15 protein-coding genes, 2 tRNA genes and 1 pseudogene are annotated in these 18,004 nt (G+C 48.5%); 8 read left to right on the top strand and 10 right to left on the bottom strand.

Annotation, left to right across the window (positions count from 1 at the left end; translation table 11 throughout):
- Nucleotides 1–201: 201 nt before the first annotated feature.
- Together BRW63_RS23190 and BRW63_RS23195 are read right to left on the bottom strand one after the other, a co-directional pair.
- Complete coding sequence (locus tag BRW63_RS23190) at nucleotides 202–447, bottom strand: hypothetical protein (RefSeq protein ID WP_073074755.1); 246 nt, start codon at nucleotides 445–447, stop codon at nucleotides 202–204.
- Nucleotides 429–1,499, bottom strand: a complete 1,071-nt coding sequence (locus BRW63_RS23195; protein WP_073074756.1) for a ParM/StbA family protein — start codon at nucleotides 1,497–1,499, stop codon at nucleotides 429–431. The genes BRW63_RS23190 and BRW63_RS23195 overlap by 19 nt, the downstream gene beginning before the upstream one ends.
- A 239-nt stretch (nucleotides 1,500–1,738) precedes the next feature.
- On the opposite strand from BRW63_RS23195, the gene BRW63_RS23200 reads away from it, so the two are divergent.
- Nucleotides 1,739–1,810, top strand: a tRNA-Val gene (locus tag BRW63_RS23200).
- A 922-nt stretch (nucleotides 1,811–2,732) separates the two neighbouring features.
- On the opposite strand, the gene BRW63_RS27340 is transcribed toward BRW63_RS23200, so the two are convergent.
- A complete protein-coding gene (locus BRW63_RS27340; RefSeq protein ID WP_181314473.1) occupies nucleotides 2,733–2,888 on the bottom strand; it encodes a hypothetical protein in 156 nt (51 codons plus the stop codon).
- A 50-nt stretch (nucleotides 2,889–2,938) separates the two neighbouring features.
- A pseudogene (tnpA, locus tag BRW63_RS23205) lies at nucleotides 2,939–3,374 on the bottom strand (IS200/IS605 family transposase).
- Between the two features lie 252 nt (nucleotides 3,375–3,626).
- Here tnpA and BRW63_RS28555 point away from each other — a divergent pair.
- Nucleotides 3,627–3,839 carry a hypothetical protein gene (locus BRW63_RS28555; RefSeq protein ID WP_073074757.1) on the top strand — a complete coding sequence of 71 codons (213 nt, stop codon included), beginning with the start codon at nucleotides 3,627–3,629 and terminating at the stop codon, nucleotides 3,837–3,839.
- Nucleotides 3,840–4,141: 302 nt separating this feature from the next.
- Here BRW63_RS28555 and BRW63_RS23220 read toward each other — a convergent pair.
- The 4 genes from BRW63_RS23220 to BRW63_RS23235 all read right to left on the bottom strand — a co-directional run bounded on the left by BRW63_RS23220 (nucleotide 4,142) and on the right by BRW63_RS23235 (nucleotide 9,103).
- A tRNA-Met gene (locus BRW63_RS23220) sits at nucleotides 4,142–4,214 on the bottom strand.
- Nucleotides 4,215–4,333: 119 nt separating this feature from the next.
- Complete coding sequence (locus BRW63_RS29695; protein WP_181314472.1) at nucleotides 4,334–6,319, bottom strand: peptidoglycan DD-metalloendopeptidase family protein; 1,986 nt, start codon at nucleotides 6,317–6,319, stop codon at nucleotides 4,334–4,336.
- 912 nt (nucleotides 6,320–7,231) lie between these two features.
- Complete coding sequence (locus BRW63_RS23230; protein ID WP_073074760.1) at nucleotides 7,232–7,693, bottom strand: tRNA (cytidine(34)-2'-O)-methyltransferase; 462 nt, start codon at nucleotides 7,691–7,693, stop codon at nucleotides 7,232–7,234.
- Nucleotides 7,694–8,110: 417 nt separating this feature from the next.
- Nucleotides 8,111–9,103: a ribose-phosphate pyrophosphokinase gene (locus BRW63_RS23235; RefSeq protein WP_073074761.1), complete on the bottom strand. Its 993-nt coding sequence runs from the start codon at nucleotides 9,101–9,103 to the stop codon at nucleotides 8,111–8,113.
- A 335-nt stretch (nucleotides 9,104–9,438) separates the two neighbouring features.
- On the opposite strand from BRW63_RS23235, the gene BRW63_RS29700 reads away from it, so the two are divergent.
- From BRW63_RS29700 to bioD, 4 genes are all read left to right on the top strand, one after another.
- Nucleotides 9,439–9,573, top strand: a complete 135-nt coding sequence (locus BRW63_RS29700; RefSeq protein ID WP_262983568.1) for a hypothetical protein — start codon at nucleotides 9,439–9,441, stop codon at nucleotides 9,571–9,573.
- Nucleotides 9,574–9,611: 38 nt separating this feature from the next.
- Nucleotides 9,612–10,070, top strand: coding sequence for a GatB/YqeY domain-containing protein (locus BRW63_RS23250; protein WP_073074764.1), 459 nt, complete (start codon nucleotides 9,612–9,614; stop codon nucleotides 10,068–10,070).
- A gap of 223 nt (nucleotides 10,071–10,293) precedes the next feature.
- Nucleotides 10,294–12,171, top strand: a complete 1,878-nt coding sequence (locus tag BRW63_RS23255) for a serine/threonine-protein kinase (RefSeq protein WP_073074765.1) — start codon at nucleotides 10,294–10,296, stop codon at nucleotides 12,169–12,171.
- 27 nt (nucleotides 12,172–12,198) lie between these two features.
- Nucleotides 12,199–12,885, top strand: coding sequence for a dethiobiotin synthase (bioD, locus tag BRW63_RS23260; RefSeq protein ID WP_073074766.1), 687 nt, complete (start codon nucleotides 12,199–12,201; stop codon nucleotides 12,883–12,885).
- A gap of 242 nt (nucleotides 12,886–13,127) precedes the next feature.
- Here bioD and BRW63_RS23265 read toward each other — a convergent pair whose 3' ends face one another.
- On the bottom strand, nucleotides 13,128–14,765 hold the full coding sequence (locus tag BRW63_RS23265; RefSeq protein WP_073074767.1) for an acetolactate synthase large subunit: 1,638 nt from the start codon (nucleotides 14,763–14,765) through the stop codon (nucleotides 13,128–13,130).
- 44 nt (nucleotides 14,766–14,809) lie between these two features.
- Here BRW63_RS23265 and BRW63_RS28560 point away from each other — a divergent pair, with 44 nt between their 5' ends.
- Both BRW63_RS28560 and BRW63_RS23270 read left to right on the top strand, forming a co-directional pair.
- On the top strand, nucleotides 14,810–14,962 hold the full coding sequence (locus tag BRW63_RS28560; RefSeq protein WP_181314471.1) for a hypothetical protein: 153 nt from the start codon (nucleotides 14,810–14,812) through the stop codon (nucleotides 14,960–14,962).
- Nucleotides 14,963–15,237: 275 nt separating this feature from the next.
- Nucleotides 15,238–16,854: a C39 family peptidase gene (locus BRW63_RS23270; protein ID WP_073074768.1), complete on the top strand. Its 1,617-nt coding sequence runs from the start codon at nucleotides 15,238–15,240 to the stop codon at nucleotides 16,852–16,854.
- A gap of 112 nt (nucleotides 16,855–16,966) precedes the next feature.
- Here BRW63_RS23270 and BRW63_RS23275 read toward each other — a convergent pair whose 3' ends face one another.
- Nucleotides 16,967–17,338 (bottom strand): hypothetical protein, encoded by a 372-nt coding sequence (locus tag BRW63_RS23275; protein ID WP_073074769.1) that lies wholly within the window; start codon nucleotides 17,336–17,338, stop codon nucleotides 16,967–16,969.
- Nucleotides 17,339–18,004 lie beyond the last annotated feature (666 nt).

Raw genomic sequence — 18,004 nt, forward strand, 5'->3', positions numbered from 1 at the left:
CCCGTGGTTCATAGCATTGTGCCGCCCTGAACTGAAGAACTGGCGGGGACTCGCTTTTAGTCCGTTGAAACGGACTTGCTACCCTCAGCCCGAACTTCAGTTCAGGGCGGGTCAGCGGGCTGACTAAGAATGCTGCAAGATTTCAGCTAACTTTTAAAGTGATGGAGGGTTTCAGGGATCAAGCTGTTCCCTGAAACCTGGCTAAATTCCCAACAATTCGTCTAATTCATCTAGCGCGTCACACTCATTCGACGAATTCACCTGTCTAAAGGGCACGATCGTCTCTCCTCCGCCTCCAAAGTTGGTTCGACCGTATAAATAATCATCGGCATACTTGCGAAAAACGGCTTCGATCGCGGCTCTCGCATTCTTCAAGCCCCACTCTGAGGCAATCATTTCTGCCTTTTCTAACACGTCTTCGCTGAGTCTCACTTTGTTGTCATACATAGCTGCAATCCTTCATTAATGGGAAATAGACCGCGAACATTTGCAAACTGAGGTTCGGGCATGACCGCAAATAGCTTGCGACCTGCCAACCGCTCCGTAATCAGATGAGAGCTACCACCCGTCACCAAAAACCGCGTCACCCGCGCCATATATGGCGTGTATTGAGCTTTGATAGTCTGAAAGATGCCTTTAAACCACGGGTCGAGATAGTCATCGAGCCACAACGACCAAGACAACCCCGTATCCGCGTAATTGTGTCCAGTTTTAAACCCATCCATGACGATCGCGGGGTCAGCCGTCGTTCCCAAAAGATTTGATAATCGCTTATCAAAACTGATTGCGGTCGCCAGTTCATAAGCTCCGCCGCGATCCATGACGTTTTCGTCAATCACGTCACCTTCGGCATCCATCAAGCGAGTGATCCAGGTGCCACCGCCAATATCCACGACGATCGTATAGCCACTCTCTGCAATCAGCCCTAGCCGCTGCGCGTAGCGGTACGAACCCAAGCCTTCTCGCTCAATCTCAACTTGATCGACCGTCACCCGAAAGGGAATGCCGTTGCGCTTAAACTCGTGTACGCCCATCAGTTGCGATCGCAGAGACTCCTGACTTTTAGCAGGTTCGGGGGTTGAGACATGGAGTTGCAGGTGAAACTGGCAAAGATCTTCGGCGGCTCTGTCTGCTTCTAGACAGGCATAAAGATGCAGCCGTGCCAAGTCAACCTTATTTTCAACCACAGTTTGCTGCTGTCTGCGATATTTATAGGCCTGTGTGCCAAAGTGATAGCGGCTGCCGTCGGGCAACTCAATCAGAGGAGAACTATCGGAGTAGCGCACCGGATCTCGACCCTGCGGAACCTGAAATCGAATGGAGCGAATTGCCTTCGGAACCCCAGTCCCATCCCAAAACTTTAGATCATAATTTCCACCATCTAGCGCCAGCGATCGAGTTGGAGCAGAGCGAACGGGTGATTCCACTTCAGGAGAATCTGGTTGGGCGATCGTCGTTTCTTTTTTAGCTTTTACCTGTCTGGTTTCTACACTGGTCATTGGCTTCTCCTTTATACTGATGCGTGAAGGGCTGCGATTATATGTCCCCGATTGCGTTCAGATTCACCCAGTTAGTACACAGGTACTATAAAAGAATTGAGATGAAGTGTCAACTAATTAGTTTGAGACTCTCTCATGAAGAGCGCTGAGAGTCTTTTGCAGAACACGCGATTAGAAGTGATATAGTAATGAAAGTGTAGAAATAGCTTTTTTAGAAAAGTTTAATAGCTCACACATCCGGGCGATTAGCACAGTGGTAGCGCACTTCCTTCACACGGAAGGGGTCACTGGTTCAAATCCAGTATCGCCCATACGGTTCAAGAATGCAGTTCAAGTGTATCTTTCAGAGCTATTTGTCAGTTTTCTATAGCTCTTGTCAGGGAATAATTCGGAAGGGTTACCTCTCGGATGCTTCGGGCTATTTCCCAAGATTTTGAGGCTATTCTCACTGATAAAAAACTAGTTCTTTAAGGCTCTTGTTAAAGAATAAACAGCAAAGACCGGGTCTCTACACCTATCAGCTAAACCTTGAAGGAGGTAAATCGCCTCTCAAATTCTCTGCATGCGAAGGAAGTGCGCCTTTCTATCCACCATTATTGATACCAGGGTATTCGAGAATTTTGAACGGAGAACGAATGGCTTATTTGACTCGTATAGTCTGTACTCTTAGATAGCTTCAACGCATACTTCAAGAATGAGCTATTTGTCCTAGCTAGGCAGCTTCAGCGTGCAGACAAATTCCACATTAGAGGGACGTGGGTAGGGATAATTGAGACCTGCTCGTTGACTTCTCGTTTTCTTGAGATCTGTCTGCTGATCCTCCGTTAGCTCTTCTCCACCTTGCTGTTTCGCCTTATAATTTGCGAGTTTTTGCGAACCTTCGCAATTTCCTCCGCTCTAGGTTCGGCTCCCTTAGCAGATAAGCGCTTGTGGTCTACTGTACATTTTAAGTAAGGCTGAAGTTTAGAAATCCCGTTCTCTGTGGATTGCCGCCAGATTAAAGCAGCAGATCGAAATGCGAATAAGGTAATCGGATATTTATTCTTATCTGAACTGTACGTTTGCCAATCGTTCAAAAAAACTTGAAAGGTTTGAAGTTGACGGCGATCGCAGCACACCTCAAAAATGTATTCTTTTCGTAGCAACACTCCGGACAGTTTTAGGCGGCGATAGTGCCGTAATCACAAAGGGTTGAGTAGTTGGGATGAGATTTAATCACACTCGGCTCCAAGTCTAGTTGACAATAAATCGTTCGAGTAGATGGTGATTGAGGGCCCGGCGTTTGACGCTTGCCATCGAGAACACCAATGGGTCTTGACCCTGGTGCTGGTGCTGCACGTCGAGCTTCGCCAAATTGAGGGCGGTAAAACTGGTATTGAAATGAACCACTATGCACTTTCAGTGCATAGGTTCCTCAAGGGCTGAAAGCCCAAGTTAACTCATTCGAGTAAGAAAGTGTCGTGATCCTGATTGGACGGGTGCCGATGATGCTCTAAGATACTCCTGTACCAGTTCCTCCATTAAATTTCCCGTACTTGATGCCCCATACCCAATTGCCCAAAAGTGCTTCCCCCAACATCGCTTCTGCAACTCTGGATACTCTTGTTGCAATAACCGTGACCTTCGCCCTTTAATCCGCCGGATTAGATCACTAATACTCTTAGAGGGGGGATACTCTATATGCATATGCACATGATCCTTGCTCACGACCCCTTTCAGGATCTTCACGTCTTCCGCATCACAAATCTGCATAATCAGTTCTCGGCACCGTTTCTGGATCTCCCCTTTGAGCACCGGATATCGATTCTTTGTCACCCACACCAGATCTACCGTTAACCGAGTTACGGTATGACTGCCTCGTCGCTGTTCTGTCATGATGGTTTTTCTCAAACCTACCATGTCACCCCGCTCAAGCCGTCGGGAACTGAGCAGCAACTAAAGTCTCCCACTAAAGTGGGTAGTTTCAACTAGCGTACTGGGACAATGAACTGTTTAAGAAGTGGCAACGATCGCGCTATTCCCTATCTCTAGGGGAATTCGTGAACCTGACTATCTTTCTAGAACGTGAATGGAAGCAGATCGTAGAGGCTAGAAAATACGTGCAACTGGATCTATGGGGAGGTGCAAATGAGTAGAACCTCTGATTGGGTGCCAACGGGCGTAGTTTGTAAAGCATTGGGATTCGGTGACGAGCCTCTCTGGAAACTTCGTCGTGAAGGACTCCTGAAAGAAAATATTTACTGGAGAAACATCGCCCGTCCACAAGCTGCTAGACCGACCTACCGATGGCACCTTAAACGCTGCGAGCAGGCTCTAGAGATTTCTCCTGAGATGAGATAGGGAGCAAGGGGCGATCGCTCCTCAGCATCAGACGTTGCTGAGACGGCTTCTCTATCTGAGTCTGGTTTAGGGGGAAAAGTTGCTCTGAGGTGAAGCCGATTTCCTCTTGCCTTGATGCTGACACCTACGTTTGATGCTTTCAGCCGCCCGTTAGCCTGTGCCAATCTTCCTTCAATCATTTGCCTAAAATGTGACTAAAAAGTAGAGGGTATTGAAGGGTGTTACAGGGTGTCTCAAAACAGCAAAATTCCCGTAACCCCTACTAAATGGGCGTTACGGGATATTCTATTTTATCTAGAAAATGGCTCAAGCGGGATTTGAACCTGCGACCTTGGGCTTATGAGTCCCCTGCTCTAACCACTGAGCTACTGAGCCAAACTTTTTATCGTATTTAATAGAGTACCACAAATGCAGGCTAGAAATCTACATTGATTTCTAGCGGACAAAAATGAGGAGCCATAAAGCTCCTCACAAAAGATAACAAACAGAGGAAATTATCCTCGGAACTGCGGCAGATGAGCAACTGGGTTGACGGCACCCCGGCCTGGGAGGTGAACTTCAAAGTGAGAGTGAGGACCCGTGCTATAGCCTGTGCTCCCCATCTCAGCGATCTGCTGACCTTGAGCAACGGCTTGACCTACCTTTACCAGAATGCGGCTGTTGTGACCATAAAGGGTCACACTTCCGTCAGCATGTTGCACTTCAACCAGGTTGCCGTAGCCGCCATCATTCCATCCTGCAGTGATGACTTTACCAGGGGCTGCAGAAACAACAGGTGTTCCAACCGGAGCCGCGATATCGATTCCTTTGTGCATTCGTCCCCAGCGCCAGCCGTAACCTGATGTCAGCATTCCTTTTGCAGGCCAGATATAGCCATTAAACTTGCCATTATTGCTTGGCAAATATGCGTCTGGTTTGCCCAAAGGGGGCAGACCAGGCGAAACCATTTTGCCCACCGAGGAGCGCACTAGAGGGGCATAGGTTTCTGACCCGGCGGGAGCTATTGCGACAAGTTGAGGCTTGGGCTTAGGGGCATCTGCAACAAGGGCATCCAGCTTAGTTTGAGAGCCAGATGCAGTTTTGCGAGCGCTTTGCAAGCTCCGAAGCTCTGCCTGTAGACTTTCTAAGTTGCGGCTTGGCTTAAACTCTGGGTTGACGCGACGTGCGTTTCTCAAAGACAGCGAAGCAGGAACCGGAGCCTGAGCACGAGCGGGCGTTTGATGTCTAGCCCGAAAACTGACTGGTTTCGACTGGTATTTCTCACGCAGTTTGACAATTTCAGAAACCAGGCTGCTCACGTATTGCTGACTATCATCTTGACGATCGTTCACAGGTGCTTGGCTACCCGTGAAAGAAGACCGCCCCCGCGATCGAGCAGGGTTTAGCGCAAACTGAGAAGCATCCCCGCCAATTCCTAAGGGAATGTCAGCTTGATTAGTGGGTAGAGCCACAGGCGCTGGGCTATTCGCGATCGTCAGGCTGGGCACCGTCGGTAGCGACGCTGAAGCAGCCTTTTTCTCAAGAGGCAGAGATGCTGCCTGCACCGGGGCCGCAGATTGGGGAGCCAAGGCAGATTGGGCTTGAGGAACCTTGATAGACTGGTTGACCTCAAGCAGATTGGGGTTCGTCAGTTGGTTGATTTTAGCTAGCTCTGAGTAGGAGATGCCGTGAGTTTGAGCGATCGCGGTCAGAGTATCTCCTGGGCTGACCTGATAGCTCACTAACCCGACTGCTTCAGGCTTCTGAAGGTCGGCTTGAGCGGGCTTTGATGCGTTCTTAGACTCCTCAGACTTCAACTCCGCCAGACTTAGCTTCAAGCGATCCCGTTGTTGCTTCAGGTTTGCCACTGCAACATCTTGACGAGACTTGAGCAATTGTTGAGCCTCTTGGGGAGCATAAGCCTTTGGCTCACTGGAAGCGACGATGGCAACAGGCTCGGCTGGCGAAATCGCGACCTCACCACTCGATTCTGATTTAGCGATTTCTTGGCTGGCAGGAAATTGAGCAGATTGCCCCTCTCCAGGAACTTCCAAAACCTGCCCCACGTATAGCACAGCGTTAGAGCGCAGTTTGTTTGCGATCGCAAGCCGATTGATGTCAACCTTGTAAAACTTGGCGATCTTCCAGAGCGTCTGACCCTCTTGAACCGTATGCTCAACGGTTGGAATGGTCGAGACAGTCGTTGCAGTGGGAACTTCGGGTGCAGTGGAAATCACTGCAACATCGGGTGAGTTAGAAACGGTTGGAAGAATAGGCTCTGTGGCTACAGGCTCGGCGGCGACTGCGGCATCACCTTGCTGCGGAGCGAGTAGGCTATAAGCACCCATTGAGATGGCAGCAAGCCCAATCATAGCGGCGGAAGTGCGAACCCGGCGGTTTGCATCAGGGAGCGTTTGCTTAGGCTGTTCGGTCAAGGCACCATCGTCGGTGACAGAGAACGGAACAGGATTTGATTCTTGTTGCGGGAATGCTCGTTTCAAAAAACGACCTCCTAAATGACCAGCGTTTAACTGTCCTTGAGCCATTGAATTCACCATTTGTCAGTGATCATTGCTGCTCCGAAAAGCGATCGAGATCACATTCGGTAAATACACTTAGGCAAGATTACCCTGCTTTTTCGATTTAGACAAGTTCACATCATTCAACAAAATTAAACGATCGAGTTGCCTTAAACCGATAACAGATTCTCTTAGCCAATGTCAACTTATCGTGACAGGGAACTGGCAGTCGTCCGACATGGACAAATCCAAACAGGAGTTTAACCTACTCTGCGAAGATTGCAACATCAGAGCAGAGATGACTCGCCAAAAATTCATGTTTAGTCGAGACGCATGAGAATCTGCTCAAAAATGCCTAAACCAATCACAAATTCCTCATCAAGTCAGCATTTATCAGCATGCAATGACCTGAAGTTAGGGCAAAGGTGGCTCAACCATCAACCGTAGAATCATGTAGGCGAGACCAACTTTGAGTGGGAAAGACGAACCTGGCATAAGCTCACGCAATCTCTCTAGAGTGCTTTCCTGTAGGGTTACGAGTCGTCAAGCAGGTAAACCATTTAAGGTCAAAGGCTAAGTTACAGCCCTATTTAGAAGGTTTTTATATTCATATACAAATTTCTTATTGAACCGTTGCAATTCAGTATTCTAGATAACTTATCTAAAGACCTACGGTTATGTTAAGGAAGCGCTTTCTGAGCGAACTATCTTTCAAGGCGAACAGGTGTCATTTCTCCAACACGGCTTTGCCAATAAATAGATACATATATATAGATGCAGTGCTGCTATATATATGCAGTGCTGCTGCCTTTAAGGAAGCTATAAGTCTTTTAGAGTAAAGGCTTAAGCCCTTTTTTCACCCTCCTCATCGAGAAGCCCATCAGCCCTCTTTTCCTACTCTAAATAGCCTAACTGGCGGCGGGCTTCAAACAAACCAACAGCGGCACTGACAGAGAGATTTAAGCTGCGGACGTTAGGCTGATTCATGGGAATGCGAACCACGGTAGAACACAGAGATAACACATCAGGCGGAAGCCCCTGAGTCTCGCTGCCAAATAATAGCCAATCTCCGTCAGCATACTGAAACTGAATATAGCTACAGCTTCCTGAAGTGCTGAAGCCCACCCATCGCCCACCTTGCTGTTGGTGAAATGTCTGAAAGTCTTGCAGAGAGGGATGGTAATGCAGGTTGACATAGGGCCAATAGTCTAGCCCAGCGCGTTTAAGATAGCGATCGCTAATCTCAAACCCTAATGGCCCGACGAGATGCAATTCGGTGCCAGTAGCCGCGCAGGTACGAGCGATGTTGCCCGTATTGGGCGGGATTTGAGGATAAACAAGAACAACTCGGAGCATAGCGGGCAAGATATTTTTGCGTTCAGTAGAAGCTAGATCAGAAAATTAGCGAAACCGCACGAATCATATCTTTTCTTAATCAGCGAGAAAACTGATCTGAATGATTAGATATTTTCATATATGAACGGCATCAGCCTCCAGATAGATTAAAACTGCAATTTTGTGAGAACTCCTTGATTTTACGCAGGATAAAGCCATAGCAGACGCTTCTGCTAATCCGGCCTTTACGTAGGACAATCAATCAGATGGCTGAGTGAGTCCCATTTGATTGACGCGACAGATTTGCAGGAGGACACGGCAGTGCCATGTCCGTGCAGAAAGGGAGCGGCTAAAAATTGATGATCCCGTCAAGACAATCAAGGGTCAGTTGCCAACCTAGAGACAACTGACCCCTGATAAAATGCTCACTCGTGAGGTTTAGCGAAACATGCTGCTGACTGACGTATCTTCATGAATCCGCCAAATGGTTTCGCCTAATAGATTGGCCACCGAGAGAACGGTGAGTTGGGGAAAGCGGTCTGCTTCGGCAACCGGGATCGTGTTTGTCACGATGACTTCTTCAAGGCAACCGCTTGAGAGCCGCTCGATCGCAGGCGGAGAAAACACCGCATGAGTTGCACAGGCGTAGACTTGCCGCGCTCCTTGCTGGCGCAAAATTTTAGCAGCCTCCGTAATCGTGCCCGCCGTGTCGATCATGTCATCGACTAACACGGCAGTTTTGCCGCGCACGTCTCCAATCACATTCATCACTTCTGCAACGTTGTGTGCCTGACGACGCTTATCAATAATTGCCAGAGGCGCGTCATTTAGTTTTTTGGCAAAGGCTCTGGCACGGGCAACCCCACCCACATCGGGCGACACCACCACAATGTCAGGAAGCTGTTTATTGGCTAGATAGTTGATCAAGATGGGTGAACCGTAGACATGATCGAGCGGAATATCAAAATAACCCTGAATTTGAGCAGCGTGCAGATCCATCGCCAGAATGCGACTTGCACCCGCCTGGGTGATCAGGTTAGCCGCCAATTTTGCCGTAATCGATTCACGACCTGCGGTTTTACGATCGGCTCTCGCATAGCCATAATAAGGAATCACTGCCGTAATCTGCCGCGCCGAAGCCCGCCGACAGGCATCGACCATGATCATTAATTCCATCAGATGGTCGTTGACTGGGCGACAAGTCGGCTGAATCAAGTAGACATCGCAGCCTCGAATCGATTCTTGAAGCTGAATATAAAGCTCCCCATCCGCAAACCGTTTTCGCACCATGGGTCCCAAATCCATTCCCAGGTAGCGGGCAACTTCTTGCGAAAGGGCAACATTCGCCGAGCCAGAAAGTAGTCGGAGACGATTATTGTCAGGAACTGCTGGAAAAGCAGCAGGAGCAGTTAACGTTGCAGAACGGATCACACTAAGCCCTCGAACGCGCGTTCATCGCAATCTTATCATTGAGGCTTAGAAACGTCCTCCTGAATCTTGACAATCTACAGTTTTTATTAATGGCAATAAAACTTGAAATAACTTTTGACAAAGACTGAGTCTTTTGTGGAGCCATCGTTCTAGTCGCAGCAATCATCATCTGACAGATGAATAGAGTCATTAGCAGAGCGGCTAATCAGTTTCACAATTAATGAGCCAAACTGAATTTAATATCTTCTACGATCGTTAAACCCAGTCATCAACTGCGACCAAGATTTGTGATGCTTCAAAGAAAAATCTTGGCGAGGACTTTAAGAGAAAACAAATTGATTTTAGTCAACGAATACGCTTCTAAGAATCAGGTATTTAGAAGCCAACAATTAGCCAGTTTGCCGATCGTTAAAGATCACCTATCGATCGTTAGCGCCCAAAAAATCGGCTACTCTGCTAACTTCGTTTGAGTTATCTTGAGATCCCCAAGAAAAAGGAAATATCTCGTATGAGCCTGAAAGACACGATCACTGGAGGCATTCAAGCGGCAATGAAGTCTAAAGATAAAGTGCGGCTAGAAACGTTGCGAAGTATTAAGAAAGGGCTGCTAGAGAAAGAGGTGAGCGTTCGTCCGTTGGGGCAAACTGATCTAACAGAAGCACAGGAAACCGAAGTATTGGTGCAAGTTGCAAAGCAGCGTCGAGACTCGATCGAGCAATACCAAAACGCTGGACGCAGTGATCTGGCCCAGCAAGAAGCGCAAGAGTTGGCGATCGTAGAAGAATTTTTGCCGCAGCAGCTCTCTGACGCTGAAGTTTCTCAGGCGATTGACGACATTATTGCTCAAGTTGGGGCAACCTCTGCAAAAGATATGGGCAAAGTCATGGGTGCCGCCATGCAGCAGTTGAAGGGCAAAACCGACGGCAGAAAAGTTCAAGAATTCGTTAAATCTAAGTTGAGTCGCTAGAGCCTCTACATTATTAGTCGCAATCCGTAGCCTGTGCCCTACAAGCTGTAGCTACTCCCGACCCTGCACTGCCAGAATATGAAGGGGAGTGCAGCGTGTTTTGATTTGGACGGTAAACTTTAGACTGGAATCATCGGGTCAAGTCATTGAGTCAACCGGGTCTGAAACTCAAGATGCCCTCTACCTGTCTAACATTATTGAAACGTGAGTGATTGAATCTACTATGCAAACCGCTATTCCTACCGGAGCTATTTTGCAGAACCGTTATCGCGTCTTGAGCATCTTAGGACAAGGAGGATTCGGTCGGACTTATTTAGCAGAAGATCAGGGACGATTTAACGAACTGTGCGCCCTCAAAGAATTGCTTCCGCCGCAAGACAACGCCTATGCGCTAGACAAATCTAAAGAACTGTTTCAGCGAGAAGCTCAGATTCTCTATCAGATTCAGCATCCGCAAATTCCGCAGTTTAGGGCAACGTTTGAGCAAGACCAGCGATTTTTTCTTGTGCAAGATTATGTCGAGGGCAAAACCTATCGCACCCTCCTCGACGAACGCAAAACTCAGGGCTATGTCTTCTCAGAAGCCGAGGTGATTCAGATTTTGCAGCAGGTGTTGCCAGTGCTGTCCTACATTCACGGTAAGGGCATTATTCATCGTGACATTGCGCCCGATAATATTATGCTGCGGCAGAGCGATCGCCTCCCCGTCTTAATCGATTTTGGCGTAGTCAAAGAACTGGCAACTCGGATTCAGTCTCCCGATACGGTTAGACAATCAACGACCGTCGGCAAGTTGGGCTATGCGCCGACTGAGCAAATGCAGACGGGGCGCGCCTATCCCAACAGTGATCTCTATGCGTTGGCGGTGACTGCCGTAGTGTTGCTCACCGGGCGAGAGCCACAAGAATTGTTTGATGAAACCACGATGACTTGGCGCTGGCAGCGATTAGTCACCGTCACTCCAGGGTTTGGGATGGTGATCAATCGGATGTTGAGCTACCGCACGACCGATCGCTATCAATCTTCTCAAGACGTTCTTCAGGCGCTTCAGTTTCCGCCCAATGTCACGCCAGTGCCGCAAACGCCCCCACCCATTGCCACTCAGCCCCAGCAGCCACCGCCTTCAAGCATGGATACTATGGCGGTGGGGCGACGTGCAGATATCGATCCGACCACCACGCCGACTAATCTCACTCGCTCGGATCCGACGATTCCGACTCGTAGCTCTCTGTGGGATGACCCTTGGGCAGTGGGCGCGATCGGCACCGGGTTAGTGTTGCTAACGGGTCTGGGTTCTTGGACTTTGGTGCGTGCTCTGATGAATCCGTCTACGCCCACGCCCACGCCGAGTCAGACGATCGTCGTGTCTCCTAGCCCAACTACTACGCCGAGCGTTCGTCCGTCGCCGTCTCCTAGCCCCAGCAGTGAGCCTGTCACTTATAAACAGCGTCTTAATCTAGCACCGGGCGAAAATGCATCTAGGAATGGCACGTTGAAAGCCAATGAAACTCTAAACTTTGTGGTGCCAGGGCAACAGGGACAGACGCTGAGTGCGGCGCTATCTAGTGAGGGAGTATTGCTGAGTGTGTTGGCACCCAATCAAAGAGACCCAGTGGACGATCGGGCGAGTCGCGTCTCTCGCTGGGATGGCGAACTGCCATTCACGGGCGATTACACGATTCAACTCAGAACCGTACAAGGAATTTCCAAAACAGACTATAAGCTTGATGTCAATCTACAAGCAGCGCCCGCTCCCGTTCCGCCAACGCCAACCCCAACTCCTTCGCCTAGTGTCACTCCTACCGTTCAAACTGAGCGAGTTAGCTTTCCAGCAGGGCAAACGGGGACGCAGGTCAACGGTCAAACGACTCCATCGGTGATTCGGCGCTATTTGGTGAGTGCCCAACAAGGTCAGACCTTGAGTGTGCAACTCAATTCAGGTGCGGCAACTCTGGCAATTCGCTATCCGAACGGGAGATTAGTAGAAGATTCTTCTGGGGTCGTCAACTGGCAGGGTCAACTGTCTAGAAGCGGTGATTATCAGATTGATGTGATTGCCAGTCAAGACACCGACTTTCAGTTTGATGTCAATATTCGGTAAAGTAGGAGAAGTTTTGAGTAGCTTTGTTTGAACGCATTATTGATTACCGGAACTGACACCGACGTTGGAAAGACCGTTCTAACGAGTGCGCTCGTGGCCTATTGGCAGGCTTATTGCAAACCCCGATCGCTCGGCGTGATGAAACCGCTTCAGACTGGAACGGGCGATCGTGAACTCTACAGTCGTCTTTTCTCGTTGGATCAAACCTTAGAGGAGTTAAACCCACTCTATTTTGAAGCGCCGATCGCGCCTCCCTTAGCGGCTGAAAAAGAAGGGAAGCGCGTCAAACTAGAAAAGGTTTGGCAGAGTTTTGAGGCACTGCGCCAAAAACGAGACTGGGTTTTAGTGGAATCGTTGGGCGGGTTGGGTTCACCAATCACCAGAGAAACCACTGTGGCAGATTTAGCCTGGGATTGGCGGATCGCAACGGTGTTAGTAGTGCCTGTGAAGTTGGGCGCGATCGGGCAAGCAGTTGCCAATGTTGCTTTAGCCCGATCGTGCCGCGTTCATCTCAAGGGCATTGTTCTCAATTGTGTCAAGCCTTGCTCTGAGCAGGAGATTGAAGACTGGGCACCTGCGGACTTGATCGAGTCGCTGACCCATGTTCCTGTTTTAGGACTGATTCCTTTTTTATCTGATCCAACCGATCTGACAAAACTCGCTCAAGTTGCCGCTGACTTAGATTTAGAGAAATTGATGCCAGTGAGTCATTAAGGAACGTGGATTTTTTAAGGGGCAACTTCTCGTACTCAACTAGAGTGTACATAATTTCGTTGATGGCTTCGTTCTCAGCGGCTTCTGCCCCCTAAATCCCCCGTTGATGGGGACTTTGAGCCAAGATTCCCGGTTTCAAAGTCCCCCAGAATGGGGGATTTAGGGGGCGAAGATCTCAGCCAGGACGAATCAAGAGGGTTGATGACAAGGTTGACAGGTTATTTAATCCACGATCCTAAAGGCTAAATTTTACAAGTTAAATCGCCAGCGCGTTGAGTAAATCGGAGATTTTCTCGATAGTCGATCGGGCAGTCAATCACCGCCGGGACATCCTGAGCCAGCGCTTCTTTTAAGGTCGGAATTAAGTCAGCACAGGACTCGATTCGATATCCTTTCAAACCCATACTTTCGGCAAATTTTACAAAATCAGGATTGCCAAATTTAATGAATGAAGAATGTCCAAAATGGTTTTCTTGTTTCCATTCGATCAGCCCATAGCCGCCGTCGTTAAAGATAATCGTGACGAATGCCGTTCCGATTCTGAGCGCAGTTTCTAATTCTTGACAGTTCATCATAAAACCACCGTCGCCCGTGACCGCAACTACTTTATGTTGGGGATGCACCAGCTTGGCAGCGATCGCACCCGGAATTGCAATGCCCATTGCCGCAAACCCATTAGAAATAATGCAAGTGTTGGGACGATGACAGTGATAGTGACGCGCCATCCACATCTTGTGCGCTCCCACGTCTGAAATCACGATATCGTCAGGCCCCATGACTTGCCGCAGATCATAAATCAGCTTTTGCGGCTTGATTGGGAAGCCATCATCACCAGCATATTGAGCATAGTCAGCCCGAATTTCAGCCCGAAGCTCTAACGCATACGGTTCGGGTTTGCCTGCACGATCGACACGATTTAAAATCTCTTGCAGCGCATCTGAGATATTTCCCACCACTTCGGCGATCGGAATATAGCTGCTGTCAATCTGAGCCGGGGTGACACTGATATGCACGATCGGAATATCGGCGTTAGGGTTCCACTTTTTGGGCGAATATTCAATCAAGTCATAGCCGATCGCGATCACCAAATCAGCCTGATCAAAGCCACAGCTAATATAGTCACGTTGCTGTAAACCAACTGCCCATAGCGCTAAAGGATGAGTGTAAGGAATCACGCCTTTGCCCATAAAAGTGTTAGCAACCGGAATATTGAGTTGAGTCGCAAACTTAGTCACCATCTCACTGGCACGATCGCGAATCGCCCCATTCCCCACCAGAATTAACGGATTTTTTGCTTCGGCAATCGCGATCGCGGCTTTCTCAATACTGTGAAACGAAGCGTAGGTTTTTTCGATCGCGCCCGTCGTTAATGGTTTGCCTTCAACGAGCATCGCGGCAATATTTTCAGGCAAATCAATGTGAACAGCACCGGGGTTTTCGGTCTGAGCAATTTTGAATGCCCTCCGCACAATCTCTGAGGTGTTGCTAGGGCGAACGATCTGAGCATTCCATTTAGTGACGGGGGCAAACATCGCCACCAGATCGAGATATTGATGAGACTCGATGTGCATGCGATCGGTGCCAACTTGCCCGGTGATCGCGACGAGTGGGGCCCGATCGAGGTTTGCGTCTGCCACCCCAGTCATCAAATTAGTCGCCCCTGGGCCGAGCGTCGAGAGACACACTCCCGCACATCCGGTCAAGCGCCCATAGACATCTGCCATGAAGGCTGCGCCCTGCTCATGACGAGTGGTGATGAATTGAATAGAGGAATTCTCAAGGGATTCCAAAACGTGAAGATTTTCTTCACCGGGTAGCCCAAAAATGTATTTTACGCCCTCATTTTCTAGGCATCGAATCAATAGTTCAGCCGTGTTCATTTTGCTCCTAGTCTACCTTTCGGGAAAAGCGATTAAGGTGGGTCATGAGATTTGATGAATTGGGACAACTCACGAATCAACAGATTGCGACTTTAGTCGGCGTTGCCCCTTTAGACTACGATAGTGGACGGATGAAAGGGAAACGTTGGGTGTTGGGCGATCGTGCGCCTGTGTTCCTCTACCCGCTTGACTTTTAAGATAATCGCTAAATCCTTTCTTAACATTTTGCAGATGCTCCCTTCTAATTTCTTTCTGGAGTTGAGACGTTTTTTAGTGAAGCAACTTCATGAAGTTCTTAAGTTTGATTTAGAGCGAGAGCATTCTCTCTTAGATGAGTCAGGCTTGAACAATTGAGCTAAATTGTTAGAATTCCTGGCTCGATCGTCGAGCAATAGTCTCGCGAAACTGCATACTCAAGCCGTTTTTCAAAGATATTTTTGCGGCACTGTTCACTCTATTCGGGGCGACTCCTATGACCGATCCAACCGCGACTAGCACCCTCTCATCACCAGGGGTCACGGCTCCTCCAACTTATTCAGGCCCTAAAGAGGTTTTGATCAACAAACCTGTGACGCTGAAAGGCACTTATGACGCAACGCGCATCGCTCAGGTTACGCTGTCTGCCGAAGATAAATTTCCGCTCAATGTCACAACCAGTAACGGAACCTGGCAGGTGACAATGCCCAATGGATTTTCTACGGCAGGATCGCGATGGCTGCGTTTGAAAGGTGTTGATAGCGCGGGTAAAATGATTGAAAATCGGGTTTTTTATATTACGGTGAGCAGTGACCCGCTGACGATCGGGCAATCTTTAACGCTCAAAGTTTTACAAGATACGTTCTTTAAAGCGGCTCCGGCTGATTCATCGACACTCACCGATCAGCAGAAAGTTTTGGTCAAAGCCGGACAGACATTTAGCGTTAATCGCTATGGCTCGATCGATGGTCACGTCAAGCTAGAGTTGGGCGAAACGATTGCTCCGATCGGCAATTTTGGCTATTTCTACGATAGTCACGTTCAACTCAGCAAAGGCACTCAAATCTTTCGCTTTAACCTTGAAGACGTTCCTAATGTCTCGGTGACGGCTCAGTTGGTGATCAACACCACGACGATTCTCAAAGCAAAGTTAGGAGATTCTTCAACCCTCGCCGCCAATCAGAAGATTAATGCAGTGGCGGGACAAACCTACGCCATCACAGGCTATGCGTGTGTGAACGGACATTTTCGCGTCAAGTTGGCTGAACCGATCGCAGGTTTTGGCGACACCGGATTTGTCTATTGGAAATTTGCTCAAGTTAAGCGCAACGGCAAATCGATTCCTTATGACTCAGATGCTTTGACGGTGACAGCGCTCACGCCTACGATTTTCAAAAAGCGTCCCATTGATTCTTCGCAGCTACAAGCTTCAGAGCGAACAAGTTTCACGGCTGGAACATTGTATGGCGTGTCTAGTTATGCGATTCAAGGCGGACATATCAAGGTTTCGCTCACCGAAGAGTTGCCAGGATTTGGCAATACGGGCTTTGTTTTTCCGAGTTTTGTGCAGATGAAACGCGGCGGTAAACCGTTTAATCCGATTCCGCCGACGGTTGAGATTAATGTGCCTTACTTCTCTCAGCGAGATAATCCGCGCTATTACTGGGCAACGTGTAATGTTACCTCGATCGCGATGGTCTTTTACTATTACGGCATTCGCGCTAAAAACGGCGGTCAGCTAGAAGATGAACTCTTGCAGTGGTGTCTCAACAAAGGCGGAGAAGGTGCTCAAACGAATCACAATGTCCTTTCGCAACTGGTTCAGTCCTATGGCTTTAAGCCCAGCTTTAGCGTCAACCGCACCTGGCAAGAAGTTAAAGAAGAACTGACCAATGGTCGTCCTGTCGTTTTATGCGGGCTGTTTACGCACGGGGGACACATTATCACGGCGATCGGGTTTACCTCCCAGGGCTACATTGTGAATGACCCTTGGGGCGATGCGATGTCTGGTTACTCTAACACTGAGGGTCGTAAGCGTCTATATCCTTATAGCTATGTCGATGAAGTGGCTGGCCCGGATGGCGGAGTGTGGGCACACTTTATTTCTAAGTAGCGATCGACGTTCATAGTTTGATGTTAGGGAGCCGCGTGAACATGAAGTACTGGGTTGTGAACCTGCTGTGAGGTAGAGAACTTCACCGGATCTATGCCGACTCCCTAACTTCCTACAGTTGAATCGTAGTTTTGTTGTGTAACTCCTCCACTTGAATGAGTGAACCATCACCCAGAACAATGTTGAATTTCACTAAAGAACGTTCAACTTGATAACCGGGCAACACTCGAACAATTTGATATTCAGTCGTCAAATCACTCATGCCATCCCATTTGAACAATGCCAGTTGATTGGACGCAATCTCACTCAGTTGTGAAACGAAATCTTCAATGCTGTCGCTCACATTCACGAGAATGCCAGACGAGAGGAAGATGTAACGCTCTTGCAAATCCAAAGTAACATTAACTCGATAACGTTTTTCAATTGAGCAACGTAACTCAACAGTGAACGAAATCGAGCTAGGCACGATCGTCCTAACTCCCATATTTTTGTCCTCTCGGTTAATTCAAAGAGGACAAAAACACTGATTTCTCAGATATTCCGTGTGGGTAAAGAATGTATGCAGGATCTTGATTCCAGCCTTTCAAGATCCCATAGCAAAGCTGACGGTGTACAATCATGAACGCCTCCTGAGTTAGTTGGTGTAACTAGGGATGGAAGTCCTCGGAGTCTGATTGTCCAGATCAGATTTCCGGGGCACAACTCCATCACTGCGATGTATTCTACAGGAGTTTTTTGCTTTTTGGAATGCTAGAAGGTCTAATGGTTATTTCAAGGGTTTCGATCGTGGGATAGCAGGAGTCCGATCGACCCAGCATAATGGCGTGTTCATTTTAAGAGGTAGGGAAGCAGAGTTTTCCCAGTTCTAGAAAGGAAAATTTGAAAGTCCTCGGTATAACTACCCAAATAGAGGAGTTATCCTGTGAAGATTCCGTATAGAACCTTAAAAAGTAGGAGTTATCCGGCTTCCACACGGCATAATTCTCCTATAAAGGGTGTTATGCCGATTGGCAGGAGTCCAAACGGCAGAAATACTAGTTAGACGTGCGACTCGAAGTCGTTCGGGGGAGTTGGAAGGACTTCAAAAGCCCTTCCCTGTCAGTGTTCAGGCAGATGTCCGCCTTGGAATGTTCAACCAGTAATGGGAGGG

Origin of the sequence: Phormidesmis priestleyi ULC007, from assembly GCF_001895925.1 — a bacterium.
Classification (GTDB): domain Bacteria; phylum Cyanobacteriota; class Cyanobacteriia; order Leptolyngbyales; family Leptolyngbyaceae; genus Phormidesmis_A; species Phormidesmis_A priestleyi_A.